General features: G+C 61.3%; 26 protein-coding genes and 1 pseudogene. 15 read left to right on the top strand and 12 right to left on the bottom strand.

Features of this window, described 5'->3' with window-relative positions:
- Positions 1–5: 5 nt before the first annotated feature.
- The 3 genes from AC1DIS_RS00080 to AC1DIS_RS00090 form a co-directional block, all read right to left on the bottom strand.
- The gene (locus AC1DIS_RS00080; protein ID WP_086944024.1) at positions 6–1,388 is read right to left on the bottom strand and encodes an MFS transporter; all 1,383 of its coding nucleotides are present in this window, start codon (positions 1,386–1,388) and stop codon (positions 6–8) included.
- A 136-nt stretch (positions 1,389–1,524) separates the two neighbouring features.
- On the bottom strand, positions 1,525–2,259 hold the full coding sequence (locus AC1DIS_RS00085) for an ArsR/SmtB family transcription factor (protein ID WP_477744163.1): 735 nt from the start codon (positions 2,257–2,259) through the stop codon (positions 1,525–1,527).
- Positions 2,260–2,575: 316 nt separating this feature from the next.
- Positions 2,576–3,505, bottom strand: a complete 930-nt coding sequence (locus AC1DIS_RS00090; RefSeq protein WP_477744164.1) for a LysR family transcriptional regulator — start codon at positions 3,503–3,505, stop codon at positions 2,576–2,578.
- 119 nt (positions 3,506–3,624) lie between these two features.
- Between AC1DIS_RS00090 and AC1DIS_RS00095 the strand changes: the two genes are divergently transcribed.
- Both AC1DIS_RS00095 and AC1DIS_RS00100 read left to right on the top strand, forming a co-directional pair.
- Positions 3,625–4,638: a zinc-binding alcohol dehydrogenase family protein gene (locus AC1DIS_RS00095; protein ID WP_477744165.1), complete on the top strand. Its 1,014-nt coding sequence runs from the start codon at positions 3,625–3,627 to the stop codon at positions 4,636–4,638.
- A gap of 163 nt (positions 4,639–4,801) precedes the next feature.
- Positions 4,802–4,972 (top strand): hypothetical protein, encoded by a 171-nt coding sequence (locus AC1DIS_RS00100; RefSeq protein ID WP_018928382.1) that lies wholly within the window; start codon positions 4,802–4,804, stop codon positions 4,970–4,972.
- A gap of 8 nt (positions 4,973–4,980) precedes the next feature.
- On the opposite strand, the gene AC1DIS_RS00105 is transcribed toward AC1DIS_RS00100, so the two are convergent.
- Positions 4,981–6,177, bottom strand: coding sequence for a multidrug effflux MFS transporter (locus AC1DIS_RS00105; RefSeq protein ID WP_019582302.1), 1,197 nt, complete (start codon positions 6,175–6,177; stop codon positions 4,981–4,983).
- Positions 6,178–6,286: 109 nt separating this feature from the next.
- The gene (locus AC1DIS_RS00110) at positions 6,287–6,484 is read right to left on the bottom strand and encodes a heavy-metal-associated domain-containing protein (protein ID WP_477744166.1); all 198 of its coding nucleotides are present in this window, start codon (positions 6,482–6,484) and stop codon (positions 6,287–6,289) included.
- Positions 6,485–6,645: 161 nt separating this feature from the next.
- On the opposite strand from AC1DIS_RS00110, the gene AC1DIS_RS00115 reads away from it, so the two are divergent.
- The 3 genes from AC1DIS_RS00115 (at position 6,646) to cueR (ending at position 9,927) form a co-directional block, all read left to right on the top strand.
- Positions 6,646–7,029, top strand: a complete 384-nt coding sequence (locus AC1DIS_RS00115) for a hypothetical protein (protein WP_018928385.1) — start codon at positions 6,646–6,648, stop codon at positions 7,027–7,029.
- 94 nt (positions 7,030–7,123) lie between these two features.
- Positions 7,124–9,517, top strand: a complete 2,394-nt coding sequence (locus tag AC1DIS_RS00120) for a heavy metal translocating P-type ATPase (RefSeq protein WP_477744167.1) — start codon at positions 7,124–7,126, stop codon at positions 9,515–9,517.
- Complete coding sequence (cueR, locus tag AC1DIS_RS00125) at positions 9,514–9,927, top strand: Cu(I)-responsive transcriptional regulator (RefSeq protein WP_007940146.1); 414 nt, start codon at positions 9,514–9,516, stop codon at positions 9,925–9,927. Before AC1DIS_RS00120 ends, cueR begins: the two co-directional genes overlap by 4 nt.
- Here the strand turns inward: cueR and AC1DIS_RS00130 are convergent.
- Positions 9,881–11,098, bottom strand: coding sequence for an MFS transporter (locus tag AC1DIS_RS00130; RefSeq protein ID WP_477748563.1), 1,218 nt, complete (start codon positions 11,096–11,098; stop codon positions 9,881–9,883). The genes cueR and AC1DIS_RS00130 overlap by 47 nt on opposite strands.
- A 72-nt stretch (positions 11,099–11,170) precedes the next feature.
- A complete protein-coding gene (locus AC1DIS_RS00135; RefSeq protein ID WP_086944028.1) occupies positions 11,171–12,064 on the bottom strand; it encodes a PA4780 family RIO1-like protein kinase in 894 nt (297 codons plus the stop codon).
- Positions 12,065–12,508: 444 nt separating this feature from the next.
- Here AC1DIS_RS00135 and AC1DIS_RS00140 point away from each other — a divergent pair.
- Both AC1DIS_RS00140 and AC1DIS_RS00145 read left to right on the top strand, forming a co-directional pair.
- Positions 12,509–13,597, top strand: a pseudogene (locus AC1DIS_RS00140) (cache domain-containing protein); the annotation flags it as partial.
- A 129-nt stretch (positions 13,598–13,726) separates the two neighbouring features.
- Positions 13,727–14,455, top strand: coding sequence for a methyl-accepting chemotaxis protein (locus tag AC1DIS_RS00145; protein ID WP_370694720.1), 729 nt, complete (start codon positions 13,727–13,729; stop codon positions 14,453–14,455).
- A gap of 179 nt (positions 14,456–14,634) precedes the next feature.
- On the opposite strand, the gene AC1DIS_RS00150 is transcribed toward AC1DIS_RS00145, so the two are convergent.
- Positions 14,635–15,426, bottom strand: coding sequence for an AraC family transcriptional regulator (locus tag AC1DIS_RS00150; RefSeq protein WP_064616082.1), 792 nt, complete (start codon positions 15,424–15,426; stop codon positions 14,635–14,637).
- A gap of 84 nt (positions 15,427–15,510) precedes the next feature.
- Here AC1DIS_RS00150 and AC1DIS_RS00155 point away from each other — a divergent pair, with 84 nt between their 5' ends.
- Entirely contained in the window at positions 15,511–16,539 is a 1,029-nt protein-coding gene (locus AC1DIS_RS00155) for a bile acid:sodium symporter family protein (RefSeq protein WP_086944029.1), read from the top strand.
- On the opposite strand, the gene AC1DIS_RS00160 is transcribed toward AC1DIS_RS00155, so the two are convergent.
- Entirely contained in the window at positions 16,540–17,817 is a 1,278-nt protein-coding gene (locus AC1DIS_RS00160; RefSeq protein ID WP_064616081.1) for an acetyl-CoA C-acetyltransferase, read from the bottom strand. It lies immediately after the preceding gene.
- A gap of 192 nt (positions 17,818–18,009) precedes the next feature.
- Here AC1DIS_RS00160 and AC1DIS_RS00165 point away from each other — a divergent pair, with 192 nt between their 5' ends.
- Both AC1DIS_RS00165 and AC1DIS_RS00170 read left to right on the top strand, forming a co-directional pair.
- A complete protein-coding gene (locus AC1DIS_RS00165; RefSeq protein ID WP_086944030.1) occupies positions 18,010–19,362 on the top strand; it encodes a 3-oxoacyl-ACP reductase in 1,353 nt (450 codons plus the stop codon).
- Between the two features lie 2 nt (positions 19,363–19,364).
- A complete protein-coding gene (locus tag AC1DIS_RS00170; RefSeq protein ID WP_064616079.1) occupies positions 19,365–20,219 on the top strand; it encodes a MaoC family dehydratase in 855 nt (284 codons plus the stop codon).
- 42 nt (positions 20,220–20,261) lie between these two features.
- Here the strand turns inward: AC1DIS_RS00170 and AC1DIS_RS00175 are convergent, their stop codons facing one another.
- Positions 20,262–20,672 (bottom strand): response regulator, encoded by a 411-nt coding sequence (locus AC1DIS_RS00175; RefSeq protein WP_064616078.1) that lies wholly within the window; start codon positions 20,670–20,672, stop codon positions 20,262–20,264.
- An 84-nt stretch (positions 20,673–20,756) separates the two neighbouring features.
- A complete protein-coding gene (locus AC1DIS_RS00180; protein ID WP_064616077.1) occupies positions 20,757–20,954 on the bottom strand; it encodes a Flp family type IVb pilin in 198 nt (65 codons plus the stop codon).
- Positions 20,955–21,281: 327 nt separating this feature from the next.
- Here AC1DIS_RS00180 and cpaB point away from each other — a divergent pair, with 327 nt between their 5' ends.
- From cpaB to AC1DIS_RS00205, 5 genes are all read left to right on the top strand, one after another.
- On the top strand, positions 21,282–22,214 hold the full coding sequence (cpaB, locus tag AC1DIS_RS00185) for a Flp pilus assembly protein CpaB (RefSeq protein WP_018928397.1): 933 nt from the start codon (positions 21,282–21,284) through the stop codon (positions 22,212–22,214).
- An 86-nt stretch (positions 22,215–22,300) separates the two neighbouring features.
- On the top strand, positions 22,301–23,506 hold the full coding sequence (locus AC1DIS_RS00190) for a CpaE/TadZ family protein (protein ID WP_477744169.1): 1,206 nt from the start codon (positions 22,301–22,303) through the stop codon (positions 23,504–23,506).
- On the top strand, positions 23,503–24,783 hold the full coding sequence (locus AC1DIS_RS00195; protein WP_018928399.1) for a TadA family conjugal transfer-associated ATPase: 1,281 nt from the start codon (positions 23,503–23,505) through the stop codon (positions 24,781–24,783). The genes AC1DIS_RS00190 and AC1DIS_RS00195 overlap by 4 nt, the downstream gene beginning before the upstream one ends.
- A 10-nt stretch (positions 24,784–24,793) precedes the next feature.
- Positions 24,794–25,678, top strand: coding sequence for a type II secretion system F family protein (locus tag AC1DIS_RS00200; protein WP_477780696.1), 885 nt, complete (start codon positions 24,794–24,796; stop codon positions 25,676–25,678).
- Complete coding sequence (locus AC1DIS_RS00205) at positions 25,675–26,565, top strand: type II secretion system F family protein (RefSeq protein ID WP_064616076.1); 891 nt, start codon at positions 25,675–25,677, stop codon at positions 26,563–26,565. The genes AC1DIS_RS00200 and AC1DIS_RS00205 overlap by 4 nt, the downstream gene beginning before the upstream one ends.
- A 57-nt stretch (positions 26,566–26,622) precedes the next feature.
- Here AC1DIS_RS00205 and AC1DIS_RS00210 read toward each other — a convergent pair whose 3' ends face one another.
- Positions 26,623–26,997: a DUF6124 family protein gene (locus AC1DIS_RS00210; RefSeq protein WP_477744170.1), complete on the bottom strand. Its 375-nt coding sequence runs from the start codon at positions 26,995–26,997 to the stop codon at positions 26,623–26,625.
- Positions 26,998–27,000 lie beyond the last annotated feature (3 nt).

The following is a 27,000-nucleotide window of genomic DNA, read 5'->3' on the forward strand; positions in this document are numbered from 1 at the left end:
GGTGATTAACTGATGATCACCGGCTCGCTCAATTCTTCCAATGTCTTGCCCCGGGTTTCCATCCCGAAGATCCACACCACTGCCGCCGCAATCGCAAAGCACATCGCCCCCAACGCAAACACCCCGCCCTGCCCCGTCATCGGGAACACCAGCCCGGTCACCATTGGCCCGAGCAGCGAACCCACGCGGCCGATGGCCGAAGCGAACCCCGAGCCCGTGGCCCGTGCCGACGTCGGGTACAACTCCGGGGTGTAGGTGTAGAGCACCGCCCACATGCCGAACAGGAAGAACTGCATCAGCAGCCCCGATGTGATCAACAGGCTGACGTTGCCGCCGAACACCGCGCTCTGACCATAAAGAAACGCCATCACCCCGCCGCCGAGCAAGGTCACGACGCACACCGGTTTGCGCCCCCAACGCTCCACCAGCCAGGCGGCCATGAGGAACCCGGGAATCCCGCCGAGGGAAATCAGCACCGTGTAATACACCGACTGGGTCACGGCGAAACCCGACTGTTGCAGCAGCGCACTGAGCCAGGACGTCAGGCCATAGAAACCCAGCAAGGCGAAGAACCACACGCTCCAGATCATCATCGTGCGCCGGCGATATTGCACCGACCAGATTTCCCGCAGCGCGGAGAAGAAGTTGCCCGGTTGACTCGCCACCCGTGGCAGGCGAATCGGCTCAGGCAGATCCGAACGGCCCAATGAAGCCCGAACCCGTTCTTCAATGCGGTGTAAAACCGTGTCCGCTGCATCATGATGCCCGGCCTGTTCCAGCCATCGCGGTGACTCAGGAATGAAAAAACGAATCGCCAGGACGAACACCGCCGGCACCGCCAACACCAGAAAGATGTCGCGCCAGCCAATCACCGGCAACAGGAAGTACGACAGCACCCCGGCCGCGACGAAACCGAGCGGCCAAAAGCCGTCCATCAATGCGATGTAACGCCCACGACGCTTGGCCGGAATCAGCTCCGACAGCATCGACTGCGCAATTGGAAACTCCATGCCCATGCCGATCCCCAAGAGGATTCGGAACAACGTCAGCATTTCGACGTTCTGCGCCGTGGAACACAGGTAGCTGGCGATGCCCCACAACACAATGCTCCACTGGAACACCGGTTTGCGCCCGAAGCGGTCGGCCAGCATGCCGGACAGCGAGGCACCCACCACCATGCCGAAGAAACTCGAACTGGCCAGCAACCCGGCCTGCGCCGTGCTCAGGCCGAACTCGGTTTTGATCGAGCCTAGCAGGAAGGTCATCATCGCCAGGTCCATGGAGTCGAAGAAAAACGCCAAGGCAATGATGATGAAAATGATGCGGTGATAACCACTGATGGGCAGCCGTTCCAGTCGTTCTGCCGCGCTAAAGCTTCGTGTTTCCATGCCACCTTCCCCCAATCTGAAAGTCCCCGGATCGAGTGTGCGCGATAGTGACTGGGGGTTATTGCTGGATACGACCTGCCCACAGCTCTGAACGACGCCTGAAGCCCAGAATCCCGAACATCGCCCCCCAATGGCTCTAAAGCGCCATTTCCAGCTCGGTTTCCTTGGCGAAATGATGGATTTCACGTTGCCCCGTGGCCGTGATTTGCAAGGCTCGCGAATCGCTGGGCAGGCTCAACCAGCCGGACTGCATGAACAGTTGCAACAAGGCAGCCCCCAAGGAACCACCCATGTGCGGGCGTCTTTCGCTCCAGTCCGGGCACGCGCAGACGACTCTGCCGTTGCGGTGGGCCAGCGCCTGGATGAACACACCGCGTGCTGCCAATTGCGTGGAACCCTTGTGAGTGATCATGACCCGCTGATCGAGCTGCTCGATCCAGCCAGCATCCAGCAGTCGCTGGTAAAGATCCGCGGCCAGGGTGCCTCCCAGATGGTCRTCGCAGAGTCGGGCCCGCAGCAGTGACGAAGGCGCCGCCTGAGGTTTGGCGATAGGGCTCGTGCGTTTGAACACCTCTGGAATATCCCGAGGCGCGCTGGCCAGGGTAGCACTGGCCAGGGCTTCTATCGCGGCGCCGACTTCGGGCGCGGCAAGCCGGAAAAACCGTTTGCGCCCACGGGTTTCGACTTTCAACAGACCGCCGGTGGACAAGCGCCCCAGATGCGCACTGGCCGAAGACGGCGACAGGCCCGCCAGCAACGCCAGCTCCTCAGTGTGCCGTGCCGTGCCGTCCATCAAGGCCCACATCATTGCGCTGCGCTTTGGGTCAGCCAGCAACGTGGCAATCTGGCTGATGCAAGGTGCATGTTCCATGTATTCACTCCCTGTTGAATCGTTTCGTCTACTGCTCAGAGACATCTTGACCAGTAATGTGTCCTCGGCCAAGACGCGAAAACCGCCATAAGCCGGGCAAAGCCACCCGCTCACCCAGGCCATTGCTTCGCGGGTGCAGCGAAGGTCCGGTGATGACCGTAGGGTCTGACCGACTCGAACGTGGACTCGCCATTGCGAGATCGACGGCGCGTACATGAGGCGGGCGCTAGTATAAGCGGGTTAACCGCCGGTTCCTGCCCTCGGGAATCCATTGGTGGTGATAGTTCCTGACAGAAATTTCGCTATTTGCCTGCGACTAATGATCGACACCCGATATCGTCGGAAATTGACTGCTTATCCGAGCGCATCGGCTGGCAAGCATTTCCCGCAAAAGGTTCACCGGCTTACTCAATTGTGCGCGATGGGCGCACAGTAAATTCAGCGGTGCGCGCTCACAGAGCAATTCAGGCATCAGCACTTTCAAGCGACCGGCGAGCACATCGGTGGCGACATCGAGCCAGGACTTATACGCAATCCCCGTTCCCGCCACGGCCCACAGCCGCACCACATCGGCATCGTCACTGAAGCGATCGCCGCTGACGGTCAGGCTCACCTCGCGTTTGCCGTCGTGAAAACTCCAGTGATCGTGGACCCGGCTACCGAGCATAAACAGCAGGCAATTGTGCTGCGCCAATTGCTCCAGCTGCCGTGGTTCGCCATGTCGGGCCAGATAACTCGGCGCAGCACACAGCACGCGGCGGTTCTGCGGTGCGATGGGTAAGGCCACCAGGCTCGAGTCTTCCGGCTCGCCGTAACGCAAGGCGATGTCCACCGGTTGGCGGAACAGGTCGGCGATGCGGTCGCCCAGCAGCAACCGTACGGTGAGTTTCGGATGCTCGCGCTGAAACTCGTCGAGCCATGGCAACAGCAGGTTGCGCCCGAAATCCGAAGGCGCCGACAGCTGCAAAATCCCACTGACCTGATCCTGCCCACTGGCCAGCAAACGGCGGCCCTCATCGAGATTGCTCAAGGCGGCCCGGGCGTACTCCAGAAAGCCCTCGCCTTCGGCCGTCAGGCGCAGGCTACGGGTAGAGCGGGTGAGCAAGCGTGCGCCAAGTTGTTGTTCGATGCGCTTCAACGCCGCGCTGGCCACCGCCGCCGACATATCCATCCCCCGTGCCGCCGCCGACAGACTGCCCAGGTCCGCCGCCCGAACGAACAACTGCAAGTCATCGAAACGCAACATCTTCAGCCCCGATTATCAAAAAAATGTTGAAAGAGACTGCTCTTTTAGCGGGTTTTATCTTGCAGAGAAATAACCAATCATCTGTGCCATCGAAATCATCTCTCTCCCAGGATCCCACTATGAAAGCCATTGCCTACTTCGCCTCCCTGCCGATCAGCGACGAAAAATCCCTGCAAGATATCGAACTGCCAGAACCGGTCGCCGGCCCTTGCGACCTGTTGGTGGAGGTCAAAGCCATTTCGGTCAACCCGGTGGACACCAAGATTCGCCAGAACGTACAGCCTGAAGGTGGCGCGGCCAAAGTGCTGGGCTGGGACGTGGCGGGAGTGGTCAAGGCTGTTGGCAGCGAAGTGACCTTGTTCAAGGCCGGCGACAAGGTGTTCTACGCCGGCTCCATCGTCCGTGCCGGCGGCAACAGCGAGCTTCATTTGGTGGATGAGCGCATCGTCGGCCATATGCCCAAGACCCTTGGTTTCGCCGAAGCCGCCGCCCTGCCGCTAACCGCCATCACCGCGTGGGAACTGTTGTTCGAACGCCTGCAAATACGCGAAGGCAAAACCGATGAGGGTCAGAGCCTGCTGATCGTCGGTGCCGCCGGGGGCGTTGGTTCAATCCTCACGCAATTGGCCAGCCAGCTCACCGGGTTGAAAGTCATCGGCACCGCGTCCCGTGCCCAAACCCAGAGTTGGGTGCGTGACATGGGCGCCGATCAGGTGATCGATCACAGTCAGCCGCTGAGTGAAGCACTCAAACGTGCAGGGTTCGAGCATGTGACCCACGTTGCCAGCCTGACCCAGACTGACCAACACCTGGATCAATTGGTGGAGGCATTGGCGCCGCAAGGCAAACTGGCGCTGATCGATGATCCGAAGGCGCTGGACGTAACCAAGCTCAAACGCAAGAGCCTGTCGCTGCACTGGGAGTTCATGTACACCCGCTCGCTGTTCGAAACCGCCGACATGATCGAGCAACACAAACTGCTCAACCGCGTCGCCGGGCTGATCGATGCCGGCACACTGAAAACCACGGTCGGTGAGCACTTCGGAACCATCAACGCCGCCAACCTGCGTCGCGCCCATGAACGGCTGGAAAGCGGCAAGTCCAAGGGCAAGATTGTGCTTGAAGGGTTCTGACCCGAAGATCAAAAGATCGCTGCGCCAGCGATCTTTTGCCGTCAGTCAGAGAGTTGATCGTTGTCACAATTGCGATCGTATTCAGGTCTACAATCGAAAACTCTGCGAACAATCTTTTACGTGATGTCTTTTGCAAGACGTCTTTCACAAGAGGAACTCAGCAATGAAGATCCTGATAAAAGAATTGGCAACATCCCGCTGGCAGGTTCGCCTGGATCAACACGCTGTGACGTTCCGCAGTGAAGCCGAAGCCCTGGCCTTCACTAAAACGCTTGAAGCGCGCTTGCTCGCGCCCCATCAGATTCCCGGCCGTCAGCAGCGCACTGCTGGCTGAGTCCGTCCTCAGGCCTGGGCTTGTTCCAACGCCCGGGCATTCTGCAAACGCCGGGTGAGCATCGCCACGCTCACCACCACAATTGCGCACAGGCTGATGACCATGGCCATCGGCATGGCACTGCCATCGTGCAAAACACCCACCAGCGCCGCGGCCCCGGCGGCGACGCTGAATTGCAGGCAACCGAGCATCGCCGAGGCACTGCCCGCCCGTGCGCCCTGGCCGCTCATCGCGCAGGCCGAGGCGTTGGGCACGATACAACCCAGGCTGGCGATGCAGACAAAAAGCGGAATCAGCAACGGCCACAAGTGCGCAGGGTGCAGCGAGCTGACCGCCAACAGGGCCAGGCCGCCCGCCAGGTAGAGCCAGACAGTGCGCGCCAGCAAGAAGGCCGGACCGCGTCTCGCCAGCAACCGGGCATTGACCTGGGCCACCAGGATGAACCCCGCCGCGTTGATCCCGAACAGCCAGCCGAAATGCTCGGCCGGCACACCATAGAGTTTGATGAAGACGAACGGCGAGCCCGCGATGTAGGCAAACATCCCGGCGATGGCGACACCACCGGTCAGGGCATGACCGAGGAATATCGGGTCCGCCAGCAACCGACCGTACTGGCGTAGTGCGCCCGACAACGGTTGGCGCGGCACATGGGCCGGTAGACTTTCCGGTAGCCCGAGAGCCACCGCCAACCCGGCCAGCGCACTGAAACCGGTCAGCACGAGAAAGATCGACTGCCAACCCGTCGTGTTGACCAACAACCCGCCCAGCATCGGCGCAAGAATCGGCGCCAGGCCCATCACCAGCATCAACTGCGAAAAGACCTTCGCCGACCCCACCGCATCGCATTTATCGCTGACCACTGCCCGGGCGATCACCATGCCCGCGCAACCACCCAGCGCCTGGACAAAGCGGGCACCGATCAGCCACTCAAGACTCGGCGCGTAAGCACAGGCCAATGAGGCCACGGTGAATAAACCGACACCTGTCAGCAAGGGAAGCCGTCGCCCAAAGCGATCCGCCACCGGGCCGTACGCCAGTTGGCCGATGGACAGCCCCAGGAAATAGGCCGCCAGGGTCAGTTGAACGTGTTTTTCGTCGGTACCGAAAGCGAGCGCCATCGCCGGGAAGGCCGGCAGGTAGAAATCGATCGCCAGGGGACCGAAAGCGCTCAAGGCGCCGAGAATCAGGATTGTGCGCAGGTTCATCAGGCGTCCAGGTTGGGCAGACAGGTTAGCCATGGATCGGCAGGCTGACAGTCTAGCCGGGCGTGGACGCCTTGAACATTCCGATAGGTCGCTAACTATTAAAAATAGCTCAGGCCTGTTTTACCCCGTAACCCTCTTCAGTGATGGCGGCGATTACCTGATCGGCTGTCAGCACGGTTTCTACGCCGACTTCTTTTGCCGCCAGATCGATGCGTACGCTGGCTGCCGGATCCTTGGCTTGCAGCGCCTCAGTGATAGCCTTGACGCAGTGACCGCAGGACATGCCTTCAACGTTGAACACTTGCATGGGACGTCTCCTTTAATGAAGCCCTTACATGAGGGTTGCGCGCAGTCTCGAGCTTGCCACCATGGCAAGGTCAAGTTCTGAATCAAGCTGCCGGGCTGGCAATCGGCGTCGCGCTCGGCCAAGCTGCGTCCATCTATGACTCGACATCAGGAGATTCAGCCATGCGCTGGTCAGCTCTCAGCCTGTTTGGCTTCCTCAGCCTCTTTGCCGCGACACCTTCGGTTCAAGCCGCCGGGGAGGACTACGGCGTGCTGATCATTTCCCGCGAGCGTCTGGAAGTGTCGACTTCCTGCGAGATCGGCGTGTACATCCAGGATCAGTTGGCCGGGCGGCTGTTCCAGGAACAGAGCACCTCGTTCAACCTGCCGCCGGGCAATGTGTCCCTGCGCCTCAAACTGCTGCCGGGCCAGGCGCCGGGCTGCAACCCGGGCATGCTCGCGCCGGGGTCGCAGGACATCAAACTCAAGGCTGGGGATGTGTTGAAGTTCCGGATTGCGATGACGCAGGAAGGGATGTACCTCAAGCCTGCAGCTTTGGAATACTGAGTCGGCTGCGATCTTTTGATCTGAGACATGGCACTTGACCTTGCCAGCATGGCAAGGTTGATCCTGTAGGCAATTTCTACAGGGAGCGTGACCGATGTCCGAATCCACCACTTTCGATCTGCCGATTGCCGGCATGACCTGCGCCAGTTGCGCCGGGCGTGTCGAGCGTGCCTTGAGCAAAGTCATCGGCGCCACGGCCGTCAGCGTCAACCTGGCCACCGAACAGGCCCGGGTGCAAGCGCCCAGTGACAGCCTGCCGGCCTTGATGGACGCCGTGCAGCGGGCTGGTTACAGCGTGCCGCAGCAGACCCTTGAATTGAGTATCGACGGCATGACCTGTGCATCTTGCGTCGGCCGCGTCGAACGGGCACTGACCAAGGTGCCGGGAGTGAAAAGTGTCAGCGTCAACCTGGCCAACGAACGGGCGCACCTTGAGCTGCTCGGCCAGGTCGATCCGCAAACCTTGATCGGCGCCGTGACCAAGGCCGGTTATTCCGCCCGCGTCTGGGAAGTCGAACACCCGCAAACCGATAATCAGCAACAACGCCTGCAGCGCGAACGCTGGGCCTTGCTGGCGGCCATCGCCCTCGCCTTGCCGCTGGTGCTGCCGATGCTGCTGCAACCTTTCGGTGTGCACTGGATGCTCCCGGCGTGGGTGCAGTTCGCGCTGGCAACGCCGGTGCAATTCGTCTTCGGCGCCCGCTTCTATGTCGCTGCGTGGAAAGCCGTGCGCGCCGGTGCCGGCAACATGGATTTGCTGGTGGCTCTGGGCACCAGCGCCGGCTACGGCTTGAGCGTTTACGAGTGGGCCACCGCTGCCGGTCGCATGCCGCACCTGTATTTCGAAGCCTCGGCGGTGGTGATTGCCTTGGTGTTGCTGGGCAAATACCTGGAAAGCCGCGCCAAGCGCCAGACCGCCAGCGCCATCCGCGCCCTCGAAGCCTTGCGTCCGGAGCGAGCCATTCAAGTGATCGACGGCCGCGAGCAGGAGGTTGCGATCAGCGCTTTGCGCCTCAACGATCTGGTTCTGGTAAAACCCGGCGAGCGCTTCCCGGTGGATGGCGAAGTGGTGGAAGGCCAGAGCCACGCCGATGAAGCATTGATCAGCGGCGAAAGCCTGCCGGTGCCCAAAGCTCCGGGGGACAAGGTCACCGGCGGTGCGATCAACGGTGAAGGTCGGCTGCTGGTGCGGACCATGGCGCTCGGCGCAGAAACCGTGCTGGCGCGGATCATCCGCCTGGTCGAAGACGCGCAGGCGGCGAAAGCGCCGATCCAGAAACTGGTGGATAAAGTCAGCCAGGTGTTCGTGCCCGTGGTGCTGCTGATTGCACTGGCGACCCTGGTTGGTTGGTGGCTGTATGGCGCGCCGCTGGAAACTGCATTGATCAACGCCGTCGCGGTGTTGGTGATCGCCTGTCCTTGTGCGCTCGGGTTGGCCACTCCGACCGCAATCATGGCAGGCACCGGTGTGGCGGCGCACCACGGAATTCTGATCAAGGACGCCGAAGCCCTGGAGCGCGCCTACGAAGTCAGCGCCGTGGTGTTCGACAAGACCGGCACACTGACCTCGGGCACGCCGCGCATCGCACATTTGAGTGCCATCGAGGGTGACGAAGCCGCCTTGCTGCAAATGGCCGGAGCGCTGCAACGCGGCAGTGAGCACCCGCTGGCCAAGGCGGTGCTGGATGCCTGCGCCGAACGCGGCTTGACCGTGGCCGATGTCAGCGACAGTCAATCGCTGACCGGGCGCGGCATTGCCGGCAGCCTCGCTGGTCGGCGATTGGCCCTGGGCAATCGGCGTTTGCTGGAAGAAAGTGGCTTGAATGCCGGACCATTGGCTGACTCCGCAAGCGCTTGGGAAACCGAAGGCCGGACGCTGTCCTGGTTGATCGAACAAAGCCCCGAACCTCGGGTGCTGGGCCTGTTCGCCTTCGGTGACACGCTCAAGCCCGGTGCCCTGCAAGCGGTGCAACGCCTAAGCGCCCGCAATATCAGCAGCCACCTGCTGACCGGCGATAACCGCGGCAGCGCCAAAGTCGTCGCCCAAGCGCTGGGCATCAAGGATGTTCACGCCGAAGTACTGCCGGCGGACAAAGCCGCCACCGTCGCCGCGCTGAAAAAAACCGGCGTGGTGGCGATGGTCGGCGACGGCATCAACGACGCCCCGGCCCTGGCTGCTGCTGACATCGGCATTGCCATGGGCGGCGGCACCGATGTCGCCATGCACGCTGCCGGTATCACTCTGATGCGCGGTGACCCACGGCTGGTGCCGGCGGCGCTGGAGATCAGCCGCAAGACCTACGCGAAAATTCGCCAGAACCTGTTCTGGGCCTTCGTCTATAACCTGATCGGCCTGCCACTGGCGGCATTCGGCTTCCTCAACCCGGTGCTGGCCGGCGCGGCCATGGCGCTGTCGAGCGTCAGCGTGGTCAGCAATGCGTTACTGTTGAAAACCTGGAAGCCCAAAGACCTGGAGGACAACCGATGAACATTGGCCAAGCGGCCCGCCAGAGCGGTCTGAGCGCGAAGATGATCCGCTATTACGAATCCATCGGCCTGCTCAAGGCGGCCCATCGCACCGACAGTGGCTACCGGGTCTATGGCGACGACGACCTGCACACCCTGGCGTTCATCAAGCGCTCTCGGGACTTGGGTTTTTCACTGGAAGAAGTCGGCAAACTACTGACCCTCTGGCAGGATCGCCAGCGCGCCAGTGCCGATGTGAAGGCCTTGGCCCGTCAGCACATCGATGAGCTGAACCAGAAAATTCGCGAACTTGGTCAGTTGCGCGACACCCTGCAAGACCTCGTAGAACACTGCCACGGCGACCACCGCCCGGACTGCCCGATTCTCAAGGAGCTGGCCTCGGGTTGCTGCGTCGAACCCGCTCATTCTTGAGCGCCAACCCCTTCACCACCAGCAACAGGGTGAGGGGAATGCCGTGGAACAACAACACCACCGCGCCGGGTGTCCACCAGGAATAGAACGGCGCGGCGATCAACATGCCGACGCCGAACCCGGTCATTTGCAGCAGCGTCAGAAAACTGAAAATCGGCAGGCGCAGGCTGTCCGGCTCACGTTGCAGGCGCGACATCAGGCCAACCTCCGAGAACCCGTCGCCTATCCCGGCGGGCAACGAAAACAGCAGCAAACCGTACAGGGTCTGCTGCTGAAACGTCAGGATGAAACCGCAGGACATCAGCAACACGCCAAAGAAAAATCGCCGCTCAAGGTGCGCGTTGTCCGTGCCTTTCAGGCGACTGGCGATTCGCGCACCGATGAACTTGCCGCAGGCCCACACCGCCAGCATCAGGCCCAGGGTGTTGCTGGCCGACTCGGGTGTGAGCAGTTTTGAAATGATTGGAAGACCGACGTTGTGCGCGGCGCTGCCCAGGGTGTCGGCCATGGCAACGGCCAGCATCGCCGCCAGTACCGGCGCCGTGCGCAAACCCTGGCGCAAGGCCTGCCATTCGCCCTGTTTGTGAAGAGGTTCATCACAGCTGGGGGCCGGTCCGCAAAACCGCAGTGGCACAATCAGCAGYGCTGCCAGCAGGTACGTGACCACGTTCAATGCAAATACTGTTTCAAAGCCAAATCCCGCCACCAACAACCCGGCCACCAGACTCCCGCTGACCATCGCCGCAGACGACGCTGAGGTTATCCAGGCGTTGGTCTTGAGTAATTGCGCCTCTTCGATCAGGTGCGGCAACTGGCTGTTGAGGCCGATGGCGAACATCGAATTACCAAACCCCAGGCCAAACGCGATCAGCGGTAATAGCAACGCTTGTTGGCTGACCGGCAGCACCAGCAGCAGACCCAGCAAACCGGCGCGCAGCAGATCGAAGGCAATCAGCGGCAGGCGCCCGGCCCAGCGGCGATAGAACCGGGTGCCGATCAGGCTGGCCAGGATTCCCCCGGCGACACGGCTGGCGAGGAAGATGCCGACGCTCATGGCGCTATTGCTGAGCAGGTAGACGTAGGTAGCCAGGGCGACCATGTTGAGGAAAGCGCCGAAGTCCGAAATCAGCCGGGCGGCGATGATCAACTGAGCATTGCGGATGGAGTTCACATTCAGTCCTTGAGTGTGCGGGGTATTGCTGGTGTAAAAAACCCGGCCAAAGCCGGGTTTTGGGTCAACCGATCACTGCATCCACGGCGGAGGCGGTTCTTCGGCTTTGCTCGGTGGCGCATCGTCCGCCGCCCGAATCGCTTGGCGACGCTCTTCGTCGAGACGGGCCGCCTCGATCTCGCGCATGATCCCGCCGACGTCCGCCAGTTCTTCCGGCTCGTCGAACTCGCCGGTCAACACGCTAGCCGGGTGCAAGGTGCCGGCTTCGTACAATGCCCACATTTCCTTGGCGTACCGGGTGCGTTTCAACTCCGGCGCGAAGCGTCCGAAGTACGACGCCATGTTGCCCACGTCCCGCTCAAGCATGCTGAACGCGTGGTTGTTGCCCGCCGCATCCACTGCTTGCGGCAGATCGATGATGACCGGGCCGGTCGGCGTCAGCAGCACATTGAACTCGGACAGGTCACCGTGCACCAGACCGGTACACAACATCAGCACGATTTGCGAAATCAGATAGGCGTGATATTCGCGTGCCTGATCCGGCTCCAGCACCACATCGTTCAGGCGTGGCGCGGCATCGCCGTACTCGTCGGCCACCAGCTCCATCAGCAGCACGCCTTCGAGGAAGTCATACGGCTTGGGCACCCGCACCCCGGCACTGGCCAGGCGGAACAGCGCCGCCACTTCGGCGTTCTGCCAGGCGTCTTCGGTTTCCTTGCGGCCAAACTTGGAGCCCTTGGCCATTGCGCGAGCCTGCCGGCTGTTGCGCACCTTGCGACCTTCCTGATACTCGGCCGCCTGACGAAAACTGCGTTTGTTCGCCTCCTTGTAGACCTTGGCACAACGCAGCTCGTTGCCGCAGCGCACCACATAAACAGCTGCTTCTTTACCACTCATGAGTGGGCGCAGCACCTCGTCGACCAGACCGTCCTCGATCAGGGGTTCAATGCGTTTTGGAGTCTTCATCAGCTTTTATTGTGGGTCCTTTATTACCAAACACGCGAAAGTCATTCGTTATACGGCAATCCTCTCATTCGGGGGAGGGGTTGCCGACCTATGAACGTTCCCATGAACATCAAGAAGCACACAATGTGCCGGATTAATCAGGCAAAACTCATCGACCGCCCCGGATCATAGCTGAGCGAGAACCACTTGTTGACGACGGAGTGCCAAGGTATTTGCGACAGAATCTAACCTCGATCCCTGGCGTTCGCAGGATTTTTCTCAAAAGACCTCAATTTCCCCGCGCTTCAGCCGAAGTCATTAGAGAGAAAAGGAATTGTCTGACAATCGCCTCAACAACAATCAAGAAGGCGCGCTCAAGGATCGGGGCGTATCAAACGTTTTCGGCTGCCAATAATCCGCGAGTCATCAGTACTGCGTGGGCCTACAAGAAAAACTGGAGCGCGGATGAACATCAAACAGAAGTTGACCTGGGCGTTTGCAATCATCGCCTGCYTGCCCGTGGTGCTGGTCGCCACCCTCGTCGTGCTGAACTTGCGCAGTGATGCCAAGGACAATTTTGTCGACGGCAGTGGCCGCGAGATTCGTCAGGTCAGCAATGCCATGCAGCTGTTCTTTGATGGCATCAGCCAGAACGTTGACTACCTGGCGACCCAACCGCTGATCAAGAACTCCGACGACAGCCTCAAGACCTACATGAGTGCCAACGCCGAGAGCATTCCCCAAGGCGAAATGGACAAGAAGGTCTTCGCCCTCCTCCAGGACCTTGGCAACAGCCACCCGGCCTACGCCTACGCGATTCTCGGGACGGCGGCGGGCGGTTACGTGTCCTGGCCGGACGATGCGAAGCTGAGCAATTACGACCCGCGCCAGCGCCCGTGGTACAAGGCGGCCCAGGCCAAGCCGGGCAAGCCGCTTCGCACCGAGGCCTATTACTGGGCCCAGGATGACGCGACCTACGTCAGCACCGTGCGCACCATCGATAACAAACTGGGCAGCAATGGCGGCGTGGTCAGCATCGACGTGACGCTCAAGCAGCTCACTGAAATCGTCAAACAGATCAAACTCGGCGAAACCGGCTACCTGATGCTGGTGGAAAACACCGGCACCATACTGGTCGATCCCAAGCAGCCGGAACACAACTTCAAAGCACTGAGCAGCCTCGGCGACGGTTACGCGCAACTCGGCAAGGCCGGCAAAGGGCTGGTAGAGGTTGAGCTCAATGGCGAGCGCTACATGGCCAACGTCTGGCCGTCGGAGCAACTGGGCTGGACCTTTATCGGCCTGATCAAGCAGACCGACGTGATGAGCTCGGCCACTCAACTGACCTGGCTGATCGCGATCATCGCGGCGGTACTGGCGGTGTTCTTCGCCATCGTCGGCGCCAGTTTCGCCAGCCTGATCGTGCGGCCGATCCGCAGCGTGGCCAGCGGTCTGGAAGGCATCGCCCAGGGCGAAGGCGACCTGACCAAGAACCTGCACATCCGTGGCAGCGATGAAACCGCGCAACTGGCCAACTGGTTCAACCAGTTTCTGGCGGCGATCCGCAACCTGATTCAGAGCATCGGCGGCGCCGCGACCAAGATCCTCGCCACCTCCAAGAGTTCGACCCAAGTGTCCAGCGACATGGCCGAAGCCGCCGGGCGTCAGCGTGAAGCGGTGGACATGGTGTCCACGGCGTTCCACGAAATGGTCGCCACCGCCAACGAAGTCGCGCGCTCTTGCAGCCAGGCCGCCGAGTCGGCCGACAGCGGTCAGCGCCAGGCCCGTGAAGGCCAGCAGCAGATCGATGCCGCGGTGAGCAGTGTCGATCGCTTGAGCCAGGAAATCGAACAGTCGGCACAATCGATGCAACAGCTTGAGCGTGACAGCAACGACATTCAGTCGATCCTCGGGACCATCCGTTCCATCGCCGAACAGACCAACTTGTTGGCCCTGAACGCGGCCATCGAAGCAGCCCGGGCCGGTGAACAGGGTCGTGGCTTTGCGGTGGTGGCGGATGAAGTTCGCGCCCTGGCCAAACGAACTGCCGATTCCACGGCGGAAATCGACGGCCTGCTGGGCAACCTGGCCAAGCGCACCAGTCAGGTAACACAGCAGATGCATGCGAGCCTGGAGGTGTCTCAGCAATCGGTGACCCGCATCGGTGAAGCGCGCAGCAGCTTTGGGCAGATCCGTGAGTCGGTGGATGTGATTCGTGACATGAATACTCAAATCGCCACGGCGGCTGAGGAACAGCATCAGGTGGCCGAGGACATCAATCGGCATATCAGCCAGATTCATGGCGATGCGCAGTTGGTGGCGGAATTGGCAAACTCGGCGCGGCTGGATTCTCAGAGCCTGGCAGGGTTGTCGAATGAGCTGGACGGGTTGGTTCGCCGCTTCAGAACCTGAAGTCACTGATCCAACTGGTCGAAACCGATACCTGTGGCGAGGGAGCTTGTCGGATCGCCGCACCGTCCCGCTCGGCTGCGAAGCAGTCGTAAACCGGCAAACGCGGAATATCTAATGCACCGCGTTGGCTGAATTGGGACCGCTTCGCGCTCCAGCGGGAGCAAGCTCCCTCGCCACAATTACTGCTTGAACAACTCCCCGGGGGTAAACCCGAACAACCCCTTGAACGCCGCAATAAACGCCGACGTCGAGTCATACCCGCAAGACAGCGCGGCATTGGTCACGCTGTCCCCCTCCTCCAGCAAACTCAACGACGACAGCAGCCGCATGCGCTGCCGCCAACTGCGGAAGCTCAACCCGGTCTCGCGCTGAAACAGCCGCATCAGGGTTTTCTCCGACATGCCCAAACGCTCGGCCCATTCCTGCAAGGTCACCGAGCACTCGGGACTTTCGATCAGTTCGTTGCACAAACCCAGCAGTCGCTCATGCCGGGGCAGCGGCAAGGAAAACCCCACCTCCGGCAGACTCGCCAACTGATCGAGCAGCACGCCCACCAATCGCGCCTCCTGACTGTCGCCCTGTGGATACTCCACCGGCAACTGGCAAAAGCGCTTGATCAGCTCCCGCGCCAAAGGCGTGACTTCCAGCACCCGGCAACGCCCGTCCGCCCATTGGCAGTCCTCGCGGCGCACATACAGGCTGCGCATTTCGGCACGCATCGAGGTCACGACCTGATGTTCGAGATCCGCCGGAATCCAGATGCCCCACTGCGGCGGCGCAAAGAAACTGCCCTCGGCGGTATGCACGCCGAGAACGCCGCTGATGGCGTAGGAAAACTGCACCCAATCATGACGATGAGGCGGCGTCCACGAACCGGCGTTCAGGCTTTCCGCCCGCGCATACAACGGACGCGGCAACACCGTCAGCGCCGGGATGGTCCGCTCGAGGGTAAGTTGTCCGTTAGTCGGCATTGATTGGCCTTATGTCGCAAGACGGCTGATAGGGCCGACGTTAGGCTAAGTCATCAATTCTTACAAATGGATTCGGTGCCGGTTATGCATGCCTTCAAACACCTTAAACGCGTGGTCACCGACTGGTTCTTGTGCGGCATGCTGATCGCCACGCTGCTGGCGTATTTCTTCCCGACCTTCGGCGCTACCGGCGGCGGGATGCACGCTGAGTATGTAATCAACATCGGCGTGTTCCTGGTGTTCTTCCTGCACGGGATCAACCTCTCCAGCGAGCAGATCCGCCACGGGCTGAAAAACTGGAAGCTGCACGTGATGGTTCAAGTCTTCACCTTTGCGGTGTTTCCGTTGATCTGGCTGCTGAGCGACACACTGCTGGGCTCACACATTCCATCGTTGTTGATGCTCGGTTTCCTCTACCTCTGCGCCCTGCCCTCGACCATCTCTTCGTCCGTGGCCCTGACCGGCAGCGCGGGCGGCAACGTACCGGCGGCGATTCTCAACGCGAGCCTGTCCAGCGTGCTGGGGATTTTCCTGACACCGTTGCTGGTGAGTTTCGTGGTCGGCAGCGGCGCTGGCGGCATCGACCTGGGTTCAACCCTGCTCGACCTGTGCGCGATGCTGTTGTTGCCGCTGGTACTCGGGCAATTGCTGCGGCCATGGCTGGGCAGGTTTTTCGCTCGGCACAAGCGCTACACCAACATCGCCGACAAGCTGGTGATCCTGCTGCTGGTGTACTCGGCGTTCTGCAACTCGATGGTCTCGGGGATGTGGCAGCAACAGGGCAACAGCGTGATTCTCACGGCGTTGATTGGCAGCGCGATTCTGCTGGCGATCATCCTGTGGATGACCACCCGCACCGCCCACGCGCTGAAGTTCAGCCCCGCCGACGAGATCGCCGCGGTGTTCTGCGCCAGCAAAAAATCCCTGGCGGCCGGAGCACCGATGGCGGCGTTGATCTTTGGTGCCAACCCCGGCCTTGGGTTGATCCTGCTGCCAATCATGATCTACCACCCGTTGCAGCTGATCGTGTGCTCGGTGATGGCCGAGGGTTACGCCAACCGCAACCGGCAACTGGCCGCGCAGCAAAACGCCGCAGTGCTCAGCCCTCAATAATCAGCGCTCGATAATCGCCGTCACGCCCTGACCGCCGGCGGCGCAGATCGAGATCAACCCTCGGCCCTTGCCCGCCGCGTCCAGCAGCTTCGCCAGGTTGGCGACGATGCGCGCACCGGTGGCGGCAAACGGATGCCCGACGGCCAGTGAACTGCCTTTGACGTTGAGGCGACTGCGGTCGATGGAACCCAGCGCCGCGTCGAGGCCCAGGCGGGTTTTGCAATACTCCGGATCTTCCCAGGCCTTCAACGTACACAGCACCTGCGCGGCAAACGCTTCGTGGATTTCGTAGTAATCGAAATCCTGCAAGGTCAGGCCGTTGCGCGCCAGCAATCGCGGCACCGCATACACCGGCGCCATCAGCAGCCCTTCGGCACCGTTGACGAAATCCACCGCCGCCGCCTCGCCATCGCGCCAATAGGCAAGCACCGGCAAACCGCGCTCCTTCGCCCATTCCTCACTGCCCAGCAGCACCACCGACGCGCCATCGGTGAGTGGCGTGGAGTTGCCCGCGGTCAGGGTGCCCTTGGCACTTTTCTCGAAGGCCGGTTTCAGTGAGGCGAGTTTTTCCAGGGTCAGCTCCGGGCGCAGGTTGTTGTCCCGGGTCAGGCCGAGGAACGGCGTCATCAGATCGTTGTGCCAGCCTTCGGCGTAGGACGCCGCCAGTTTCTGATGGCTTTCGAGGGTCAGCCGATCCTGCTCGTCACGCGGGATGCCCCAGGTCTGGGCCATCAATTCACAGTGTTCGCCCATCGACCGGCCGGTGCGCGGCTCGCCGATACTTGGAAAGTCCGGGATCAGGTGTCGGGGACGCAACTGCAGGAAGGTTTTCAGTTTGTCAGCGGTGCTTTTGGCACGGTTGGCTTGCAAGAGAATCTTGCGCAAGTCTTCGTTGACGCCGATCGGCACGTCCGAGGCCGTGTCGACACCACCGGCAATGCCACATTCAATCTGCCCCAGGGCGATTTTGTTCGCCACCAACAACGTCGCCTCCAGCCCCGTACCGCAGGCCTGCTGGATGTCGTAGGCCGGCGTCGTCGGCGACAACCGCGAGCCCAATACGCATTCACGGGTCAGGCCGTAGTCGCGCAAATACTTGAGCAAGGCCCCGGCGGCCACTTCGCCCATGCGCACACCGTGCAGGTTATAGCGCTCGATCAGGCCTTCCAGCGCTGCGGTGAACATCGCCTGGTTACTGGCAGTGGCGTACGGCCCGTTGGAACGGGCAAAAGGAATACGGTTACCACCGATAATCGCGACGCGACGCAGCTGAGTCATGAAAAAAGCTCCTTCTGATAGTCAATGGTGAACACACATCCCTGTGGGAGCGGGCTGCAATTCCTGAAAGACCTGCTAAACCCAAGCTCAAACCAACCTGCAATGTTCAAGCGTAGGCCTTATCTCGTGGATCGAACGACTAATTGCCATTCCTGGTCCACACTTTTAACCCCGGCTTCTGGAGCGTGATTCATGTCTGACCGCTATATCGATTTCGCCAATTCGTCCATCGGCCATCGTGTGGTCGCTGCCCTGGGTCTACCGTCGCCGGTACGGCTGGAACGCTGGCAAGCAGGCCGATTGCGGCCTGTCGAGGGGGCGCTGTTGATTGGCGGTGGCCCGCTGACGGAAAAAATCAGCACCCTCGCCAACCGCTTGACCGACACGATTTACAGCTACGGCACCGATCCGACCCTGGCCACCGCGTGGATTCCCGGCCACGGCCAGAAACTCAAAGCCGTGGTGTTCGACGCCAGTGACCTGGTGCAGGTCGATCAGTTGAAACAGCTGCGCGAATTCTTCCAGCCACTGATGAAAAATCTCGATCACCATGCGCACCTGGTGATTCTCGGTCGCGCGCCAGAGACCTTGAGCGACCCGTTCGCCGCCAGCACCCAACGGGCGCTGGAAGGGTTCAGCCGTTCGCTGGCCAAGGAACTGCGCAACGGCGGCACCTTGCAGCTGATCTATGTCGGCGAAGGGGCCGAAGATCAACTCGAAGGCCCGTTGCGATTTTTCCTCTCGCCCAAAAGTGCGTTCATTTCCGGACAAGTCATACGTTTGAAGGCGTGTGCGACGCAGGTGATGGACTGGACACGCCCCTTGTCAGGGCGCAAGGCACTGGTAACCGGGGCAGCCCGGGGCATCGGCGCCTCGATCGCCGAAACCCTGGCCCGGGACGGCGCCGAGGTGATCCTGCTCGACGTGGCGCCGGCCAAAACCGACCTCGACGCCCTGGCCGCTCGCCTCGGCGGACGCAGCATCACCCTGGACATCTGCGCCGAAAACGCCGCCACGCAACTGATCGAACACTTGCCGGACGGCGTCGATATCGTGGTGCACAACGCGGGCATCACCCGGGACAAAACCCTGGCCAACATGACGCCGGAGTTCTGGGACGCGGTGCTGGCAGTCAACCTCAACGCACCGCAAGTGCTGACCAAGGCGCTGCTCGACAGCGGCACGCTGCGCGACGACGGCCGAGTGATCCTGTTGGCGTCCATCAGCGGCATCGCCGGCAATCGCGGGCAAACCAATTACGCCGCGAGCAAGGCCGGGCTGATTGGCCTGGCCCAGGCCTGGGCGCCACTGCTGGCAGGGCGCGGCATCAGCATCAACGCGGTGGCGCCAGGGTTTATCGAAACCCAGATGACCGCGCACCTGCCCTTCGGCGTACGCGAAGCCGGGCGGCGCTTGAGTTCGTTGGGCCAGGGCGGCCTGCCGCAAGACGTCGCCGAAGCCGTGGCCTGGATGGCACAACCGGGCACCGGAGCGTTTACCGGGCAAGCACTGCGCGTGTGCGGGCAAAGCGTGTTGGGAGCCTGACCATGACCACCGACTGGCACACACTCAATAGCGAACCGGGCCTGCAGACGCTGTATTTGAGAGCGGCGACGCGACGCAAAATCACCGGCACCACACTGCCTGAGCTGGGTTATCACTGTTGGGTCAACGTCGATCCGAAACGCCTGGAGGCTTATCGCAAAGTGTGTGGTTTCGCCGACAACGGGCTGCTGCCACCGACGTATCCGCACATCCTGGCGTTTGCCTTGCAGATGCAACTACTCACCGCCAAGGCGTTTCCCTTCCCGCTGCTGGGGCTGATTCACTTGAGCAATCGCATCCGCATCTTGCGCCCCATGGGTGGCGTGAGCCGCGTGCGGGTCAGCGTGAAGGTGCAGAACCTGCAACCCCATGCCAAGGGCGCGACCTTCGAGTTAGTGACGACGCTCGACGACCAATTGGGGCTGCTGTGGGAAGCCGAAAGCCAGATGCTCTGTCGCGGGGTCAAACTGGCAGGCGAGCCTGTCGAGCAAGCGTTTGCAACGACCTTGTCGCTGACCGAAGTGGCCCACTGGAAAGCACCGGCGGACATTGGTCGCCGGTACGCCAAAGTGTCTGGAGACTACAACCCGATTCACCTGAGCGCGATCAGCGCCAGACTCTTCGGCTTTCCCAGCGCCATCGCCCATGGCCTGTGGAACAAGGCGCGCACCCTGGCTGCCCTGAGCGATCATCTACCGACGGCCAACGTCGAGATTGCGGTGCAGTTCAGAAAACCGGTGCGTTTGCCCAGCGAAGTGACGCTGATGTCCAGCGCGGCGGGGTCCAGTGGGGACTTCCAGTTGATGGGGGCCGGGGAGATCGAGCATATGGCGGGGCAGTGGCGGCCGGTTGCCTGATGGATTGTGGTGAGGGGGGCTTTCCCCCTCGCCACAGTACGCTCAGGAACTCAGCAAACCCCGAGGCTGCGGAAACAAATTATTCAACGTATCCAACAAACGCACGTGATAGATCGGCTTGCGAAACAGATCCAGCACCTGCAACCGCAACATGTCACTCACATCCTCCATATCCGCATGCCCCGACGTCACAATCACCGGCAAATGCTGACGAGCCGTGTGCTCACGCAGACGCTTGATCAACGAGATGCCGCTTTCCTCCGGCATCCGCAAATCAGTAATCACCAGCGCAATATCAGGATGACGAGTCAAATGATGCAGGGCGAGCTTGACCGACGTTGCCGTAAAACACGTAAAACCCTCGCCCTCCAGCAACTCCGCCAGTTCCAGTAACGCATCCTCCTCATCATCGACCAGAAGAAGCTGTTGCCGAGGGAGGGTTGGAGCGTTCATGGGGCAACACCTGCAATGGACTAAGCCATGACGTTAGAAGCCCTTTGCAGGATTGGCAAATGACTGCCTGTGCCAGTCTTCAAATCAAAGCGCAGCTGAAATCGTGTTGAACATTGTGGTGACCGCCGTGGAGATAGGTGCCACAAACGTTGCCAGCACCACGGCCACCATGCCTGCAATGATTGCGTACTCGATGCCCGAAGCACCTTCGGTGTCTTTGGCAAGGTCTTTGTAAAAAGCGATGTGGGATTTGATCTTCTGAACCGTTTTAGAGAAGGACATGACGCGTCTCCTGAATGACAGCGGTTGTTGCACTGCCGCAACATGATTCCCATATGCCAGCATCAGCATTGTCGGCAAACCCATGCCCAACAACTGTAAGAACGCATTAATACTTAAGCAGTAACCGGTTGATTAACGTCACAAAACAGTACTTTGGGCATCAGCCCGTTACTTTTGTCAGATATTTACCGCTCAGTGATGGCATTTTGCTTTACCTGCGCTACCGTCAAATAGCGAAACAGTCCCACGTTCATAACTGCCTGATTACGAAGTCATCTCGTTAGAAGGCTTGGGGGCGTTACGCCGCAGGAAAGGGGGAGAGCCTTCATGAACAGCCGCGTCACCCTGGGCCTGGCCGGGCTGTTTCTGGCAGGCGCCATCATTGCCGGTTACTGGGGGCTGGCGCTGAGTCGCCAACCGGCCCCCGAGCCTGTCGCACAAATCGGCACATCAACGCCCTCGATACTGGCCTCGGTGGACGACCCGACCCGCCAACCGGTGGTGGTGCTGCTGCGTGATATCGCACCGTTCGAGCAGATCACCGCCGCCGACGTGACCCTGGAAAAACTGCGTACCGCCCCGGTGGGCTGCCTGACCCGTCTCGAACAAGCCATTGGCCGTACACCCTGGCGCGCGCTCACCGCCGGCAGTTGGCTCAATGATCAGAGTTTCGAAGCCGGCGGTACGCTGGCGCGGATGATCCGCGCCGATGAACGCGCCCTCGCCGTGGCGGCGGATGATGTGATCAATGTCGGCGGCCAATTGAGCCCCGGCGATTATGTCGATGTGCTGCTGTTTCTGCGCATGGACACCAACAACCTCCAGCAGTCGGCCCAGGTCGTGGTCCCGGCGTTGCGCGTACTCGGGGTCGGCGAGCAGTTGGGGCTGACGAATGATGGCAAGCCTGCCAACCCGGCACTCAGCCATGAAGAGAAACTCAAGCAGGAACAACTGCGCACCAGCGCCCGCACCGTGTTGCTCGCCGTCCCTGAATCCCTCTTGAGCCGCCTGATGCTCGCGGCGCAGGTCGGGGTTTTGCGTCTGGCTGTGCGCAGCGCCGAAGAACAACGCCTGAGCCAATACTGGGCCGGCCGTGGTGACTCATCGGCGAGCCTGGCCAACGCCAACCGCGAGCTGGTGCAGTTCAGTCAACTGGCCCTGGCCGGCACTCCACAATCCCCCGCCCCCAGAGGCGCAGCACCTCGCAAGCCGAGCGTGGAAGTCATTCGCGGCAATGCCGTCACCCAACAAACGCCCTGAATCGAGCGAGGACTCTCCATGCGCAGAAGTTTCACGCCGCACTTCCTCGAAAACGGCCACGTCGATAAACACGGCGGATTATCGCAATGAGCCAAAGCCAGAACCTGAGCCAGACCTTCCTCGCGATCACACGCAACAACACCGACTTCGAGTGGCTGCAAGGGGCGCTCGCCCCTTTGGGTCGAGTGATCAGCGCCGGGGGCGGCAACCTCGACGAGCTCCTGACACTGGTGGACGTGACCTTCGCCAGCCTGGTGTTCGTGGGCCTGGACCATGAGCATGTGGTGGCCCAGAGCGCGTTGATCGAGGGAGCCCTGGAAGCCAAACCGATGCTGGCGATCGTGGCCCTGGGCGACGGCATGGACAACCAACTGGTGCTCAACGCCATGCGCGCCGGAGCACGGGATTTTGTCTCTTACGGCTCGCGGTCCAGCGAAGTCGCCGGCCTGGTGCGACGCCTGAGTAAACGCCTGCCGACCGTGGCGCCGAACACCCAACAGATTCCACAAGGTGGCCTGACCGTACTTTACGGCGCGCAGGGCAATGGCGACGGCGCGTTGCTCGCCAACCACCTGGCGCACGTGGTGCAAAAGAGCGGCCAGCAAACGCTGTTGCTGGATCTGGGGCTGCCCCGTGGCGACAGCCTGGCCTTGCTGGGGTTGGAGAGTTCGTTTCATTTCGGCGATGCATTGCGCCACCTCAGGCGCCTCGACGCAACGCTGATCGACAGCGCCTTCACTACCTGCGACGCCGGGCTGCGAATCCTCGCCTACGCCAGCAACGATGAACCGCTCGAACAGACCAGCGCCGCCGAGCTGTACATGCTGCTCAGTGCCTTGCGCCAACATTTCCAGCACATCGTGGTGAACCTCACCGGCCAGTCGGACAGTGAAGCATTGCGCACCTTCGTCAGCCATTGCGACAAGTTGCTGTGGTACACCGATCAAAACGTGCTCGACTGCCGACGCAACCTTGAGGTGCTCAGCCGCTGGCGCGAAAAAGGCCTGAAGCTCGACCACGCCAGACTGCTGGTGGACCGCTACCTGCGCAGCGTCCCGCCGGACTCCGACACCTTGGGCAAAACTTTCGGCATGGAGGTGATCGCGGTGTTTGCCTACAGCCCGGAAGTGCGGCTCAACGCCAAGAATCAGGGGCTGAGCCTGTTCGAACTGGCCCCGCGCGAGGGCCTGACCCAAAGCCTGCGTGCCCTCGGCGAATGGCTGGCCAAACGCTCCGAAAGCCTGGATAAACCCAAGGCCGGCTGGTTCAACCGGTTGAGGGGCGTGCAATGAGCGGGGAAAAACTCTTCGGCGCGCCCTCGCACGGGCCGACCGGCAATACCGACCACGAAGGCCTGAAGCTGGTGCTGCACCGCTACATCATCGACGCCATCGAAGAGTCCGGGAAAAACCTGCTGGAAGGGTCGCGGCCCATGCTGTCGCAGTTCGTCACCGACAAAGTCGCCGAATACATCGCCCGTCTGCACCTGGCGATTTCCCGCTACGAGATGGAACGGCTGGCGGAAGAAATCGTCGACGAACTCACCGGTTTCGGTCCGCTGGAAGTGCTGCTGCGCGACTCGGCGGTGACCGAAATATTGGTCAACGGCCCGCACCGGGTGTTCGTCGAACGTGAGGGAGTGTTGCACCTCAGTGACCTGCGGTTCATCGACGACCACCACGTCGAGCGGGTCATGCAACGGATTCTCGCGCCCCTGGGCCGACGGCTTGATGAGTCTTCGCCGATGGTCGATGCACGCCTGCCCGATGGCAGTCGGGTCAACGCGATCATTCCACCGATCGCCCTCGACGGCCCATGCCTGTCGATTCGGAAGTTCCGCAAGGACATGCTCAAAAGCACCGACCTGATGGCGATGCAAACCATCGACCAGGCGATCTTCGAGTTCATTCAGGAGGCTGTGGGCAAGCGTTGCAACATCCTGGTCAGCGGCGGTACCGGTACCGGCAAGACCACACTGCTGAACATTCTCAGCCAATTGATCGCCCCTCACGAACGGCTGGTCACCATCGAAGACGTCGCCGAACTGCAACTCGGCCATCCTCACGTGGTGCGCCTGGAAACCCGACCGCCGAATGCCGAAGGCCACGGCGAAGTGAAGGCCAGCGACCTGATTCGCAACGCGCTGCGGATGCGCCCGGACCGGATCATCCTCGGCGAGATTCGCGGCGTCGAAGTGGTCGACGTGCTCACCGCCATGAACACCGGGCACGACGGCTCCATGAGCACCGTGCACGCCAACAACGCCCAGGATGCACTGTTGCGCCTGGAGACGCTGGTGGGCCTGACCGGACGGCTCATCGCCGAACGCACCCTGCGGCAAATGATTTGCGCGGCGCTGGACGTAGTGATCCAACTCACGCGCCTGCCCGATGGCCGCCGCTGCGTCAGCGAAGTGGTGGAGGTCGTCGGTATTCGTGACGACGTCTACGTGACCAACACCCTGTTCCGCTTCGACCGACACACCGGCCGCGGTTTTCTGCGCGAGGCGGCCAACCCCGCCGGCGACAAACTGCGTCGCGAGTCGGCACTCTCTCCCTTGGCGTATTGAGGGTCACGGCATGCTCAAACCGGCGCTGCTCATCCTGCTTTGCCTGACGCTGTTGGGGGTGTCGATCCGTTTGTTCTACAACAGTCTGCGCCAGGCCRGCATCGACCGAACCCTCGGCCGCCTGACCCAGGGGCAACCGCAACTGACCGTGGCGAAATCATCCTGGTCTGGCCTGGAACGGACCTTTCTACGCGCCGGCCTCGGGCGCCCCACCGAGCGCATCGGGTCGTGGCTGCTGCTCTGGGCCTTGGGCGCCCTGCTGGGGTTTGCCCTCGCGGGCTGGATCGGTTTGTTGATGTTGCTACTGGTGCCGCCCCTGGCTCTGCGGCTGTACATCAGCTGGCGATATCAGCGCCGACTCAAGCGCATGATCGAACAACTGCCGACGCTGCTCGACCACACCGTGCGCAGCCTGAAGTCCGGACGCACCCTGGCCGATGCAGTGCTGGGCGCCATCAACGCCGCCGAAGCGCCACTGAAAGACGCCATGGCTCGGGTTCAACGCAACGTGCACTTGGGCGTCAGCCTGCCGGACGCCATCTCGGACCTCGCCGAGCTGTATGAGAAAGACGAGTTTCGCCTGTTCGCCCTGGGCCTGAAGGTCAATCACCGCTACGGCGGCAATGCCAGTGAGCTGTTTGAAAACCTGATCAAAATGATCCGCGAACGAGACCAGGCGGCGCGCCAACTGCGCGCCATGACCGGCGAAACCCGCGTCACGGCCGTGGTGCTGGGGCTGATGCCTGTGGGGCTTGCCGGTTACTTTTTGGTGTCCAATCCGAAATACCTGTTGGCCATGTGGAACAGCGGCTCGGGACAAATGATGCTGGCGACCGCGTTCGGCTTGCAGGTCGTGGGCTGCCTGGCGCTGTGGCGCATGTTGCGAAGCGTATGAAAATCGCCCTGCTGCTGAGCGCACTGCTGTTTCTGGCGGCCACGCTGTTGCTGCTCAGTGGCCTGCTGGACCAGCACCGGCGTGCACGCCAGGTAGCCCAACGGCTGGACGGCAAACCGCTGAGCGACCATCGCGTCAGTCACTGGCTACAACTGCTGGGCGACAGCCGCATCGGTCAGCGTTCGATCCAACTGGACAACGAAACCCAGACCCTGCTCAACCGCCTCGGCTGGCGCAGCGCCCGACAACGCTCGCTGTTCGCCGCCTGCCAGATCGGCACACCGGTGCTGGCGTTGGCCCTGTGCCTGTTGATTCAGGGCCTGTTCTTCCCGCAGGTGAACAACCACTGGATCACTCCAACCCTCGCCACAGCCCTCGGTTACCTGCTGCCCAAACGCTTGCTCGCCGCCGCCGCGCAGCAGCGGCAAAAACAACTGGCGATCGAGGTATCAACCTTCATTCCACTGCTGCGCATCCTGTTCGAATCCGGCATGGCGGTGGAACAGTCACTGCGAGTGTTGAGCGTCGAAGGCAAACAACTGCTACCGACCCTGACCCACGAATTGCGCCTGATACTGGCACGGGTCGATTCCGGTCTGGAACTGGGCGAAGAACTGAACAAGGCCACCCAATTGCTCGCGGTGGACGAATTCACCGACACCTGCGTGATCCTTCAACAACTGATTCACCAAGGCGGCGGCGCGATGAAATCACTGCTGGCGCTCAAGCTGCTGCTCGATGACCGACGCCTGACACGCTTGCAGGAATACATCTCCAAAATGTCCGCGAAAATGTCCGTGGTGATGATGTTGTTTCTCTTCCCGGCGTTGCTGATCGTGCTGGCCGGACCGAGCTTCACCGCGCTGGCGCGGGCTTTTGGTTCTTGAAAGACCGGTGATCCTGCAGGAGCGAGCCCGTGGTGAGGGGCTCGCTCCTGCAAGGGGTCAGCTGTGTGGCGCGGGTTTTGGTACGTCGACGTTATCCAGCACCCGATTCACCGCCAGCTCGGCCAGCATGATCACCTGCTGAATCGCCAGGAGCGTATGCCGCTGCGGGGCGTCGACATAGGCGGCGATGTCGCTGGTCATGACGCTGGCCGAGGCCAGTGATTCGCAGACATGGGCCAGCAGGCTTTCGTTGTCCATGTCCGGGGCGACCTGAAACATCCTGCTTGGCTTGCGGCCTTCGGGTTGTTTGGGTGGTGGTTTTAGGTAGTGGTCGAGCGCGCGTTCGGCGGCTTCGTTAAGTTTTTTCGAATCGAGGGATTCGTAGGGCGAAACGTCATCAGTTTCAGGGGGATTTGGTGTGGCTTTGAACATGAT

It is taken from the genome of Pseudomonas sp. 05N433 (assembly GCF_056396925.1).

Coding starts and splice junctions, on each gene's coding strand:
- AC1DIS_RS00080 (WP_086944024.1), bottom strand. CDS start 1,388: ATGGAAACACGAAGCTTTAGCGCGGCAGAACGACTGGAACGGCTGCCC.
- AC1DIS_RS00090 (WP_477744164.1), bottom strand. CDS start 3,505: ATGTTGCGTTTCGATGACTTGCAGTTGTTCGTTCGGGCGGCGGACCTG.
- AC1DIS_RS00095 (WP_477744165.1), top strand. CDS start 3,625: ATGAAAGCCATTGCCTACTTCGCCTCCCTGCCGATCAGCGACGAAAAA.
- AC1DIS_RS00100 (WP_018928382.1), top strand. CDS start 4,802: ATGAAGATCCTGATAAAAGAATTGGCAACATCCCGCTGGCAGGTTCGC.
- AC1DIS_RS00105 (WP_019582302.1), bottom strand. CDS start 6,177: ATGAACCTGCGCACAATCCTGATTCTCGGCGCCTTGAGCGCTTTCGGT.
- AC1DIS_RS00110 (WP_477744166.1), bottom strand. CDS start 6,484: ATGCAAGTGTTCAACGTTGAAGGCATGTCCTGCGGTCACTGCGTCAAG.
- AC1DIS_RS00115 (WP_018928385.1), top strand. CDS start 6,646: ATGCGCTGGTCAGCTCTCAGCCTGTTTGGCTTCCTCAGCCTCTTTGCC.
- AC1DIS_RS00120 (WP_477744167.1), top strand. CDS start 7,124: ATGTCCGAATCCACCACTTTCGATCTGCCGATTGCCGGCATGACCTGC.
- cueR (WP_007940146.1), top strand. CDS start 9,514: ATGAACATTGGCCAAGCGGCCCGCCAGAGCGGTCTGAGCGCGAAGATG.
- AC1DIS_RS00135 (WP_086944028.1), bottom strand. CDS start 12,064: ATGAAGACTCCAAAACGCATTGAACCCCTGATCGAGGACGGTCTGGTC.
- AC1DIS_RS00145 (WP_370694720.1), top strand. CDS start 13,727: ATGGTGTCCACGGCGTTCCACGAAATGGTCGCCACCGCCAACGAAGTC.
- AC1DIS_RS00150 (WP_064616082.1), bottom strand. CDS start 15,426: ATGCCGACTAACGGACAACTTACCCTCGAGCGGACCATCCCGGCGCTG.
- AC1DIS_RS00155 (WP_086944029.1), top strand. CDS start 15,511: ATGCATGCCTTCAAACACCTTAAACGCGTGGTCACCGACTGGTTCTTG.
- AC1DIS_RS00160 (WP_064616081.1), bottom strand. CDS start 17,817: ATGACTCAGCTGCGTCGCGTCGCGATTATCGGTGGTAACCGTATTCCT.
- AC1DIS_RS00165 (WP_086944030.1), top strand. CDS start 18,010: ATGTCTGACCGCTATATCGATTTCGCCAATTCGTCCATCGGCCATCGT.
- AC1DIS_RS00170 (WP_064616079.1), top strand. CDS start 19,365: ATGACCACCGACTGGCACACACTCAATAGCGAACCGGGCCTGCAGACG.
- AC1DIS_RS00175 (WP_064616078.1), bottom strand. CDS start 20,672: ATGAACGCTCCAACCCTCCCTCGGCAACAGCTTCTTCTGGTCGATGAT.
- AC1DIS_RS00180 (WP_064616077.1), bottom strand. CDS start 20,954: ATGTCCTTCTCTAAAACGGTTCAGAAGATCAAATCCCACATCGCTTTT.
- cpaB (WP_018928397.1), top strand. CDS start 21,282: ATGAACAGCCGCGTCACCCTGGGCCTGGCCGGGCTGTTTCTGGCAGGC.
- AC1DIS_RS00190 (WP_477744169.1), top strand. CDS start 22,301: ATGAGCCAAAGCCAGAACCTGAGCCAGACCTTCCTCGCGATCACACGC.
- AC1DIS_RS00195 (WP_018928399.1), top strand. CDS start 23,503: ATGAGCGGGGAAAAACTCTTCGGCGCGCCCTCGCACGGGCCGACCGGC.
- AC1DIS_RS00205 (WP_064616076.1), top strand. CDS start 25,675: ATGAAAATCGCCCTGCTGCTGAGCGCACTGCTGTTTCTGGCGGCCACG.
- AC1DIS_RS00210 (WP_477744170.1), bottom strand. CDS start 26,997: ATGTTCAAAGCCACACCAAATCCCCCTGAAACTGATGACGTTTCGCCC.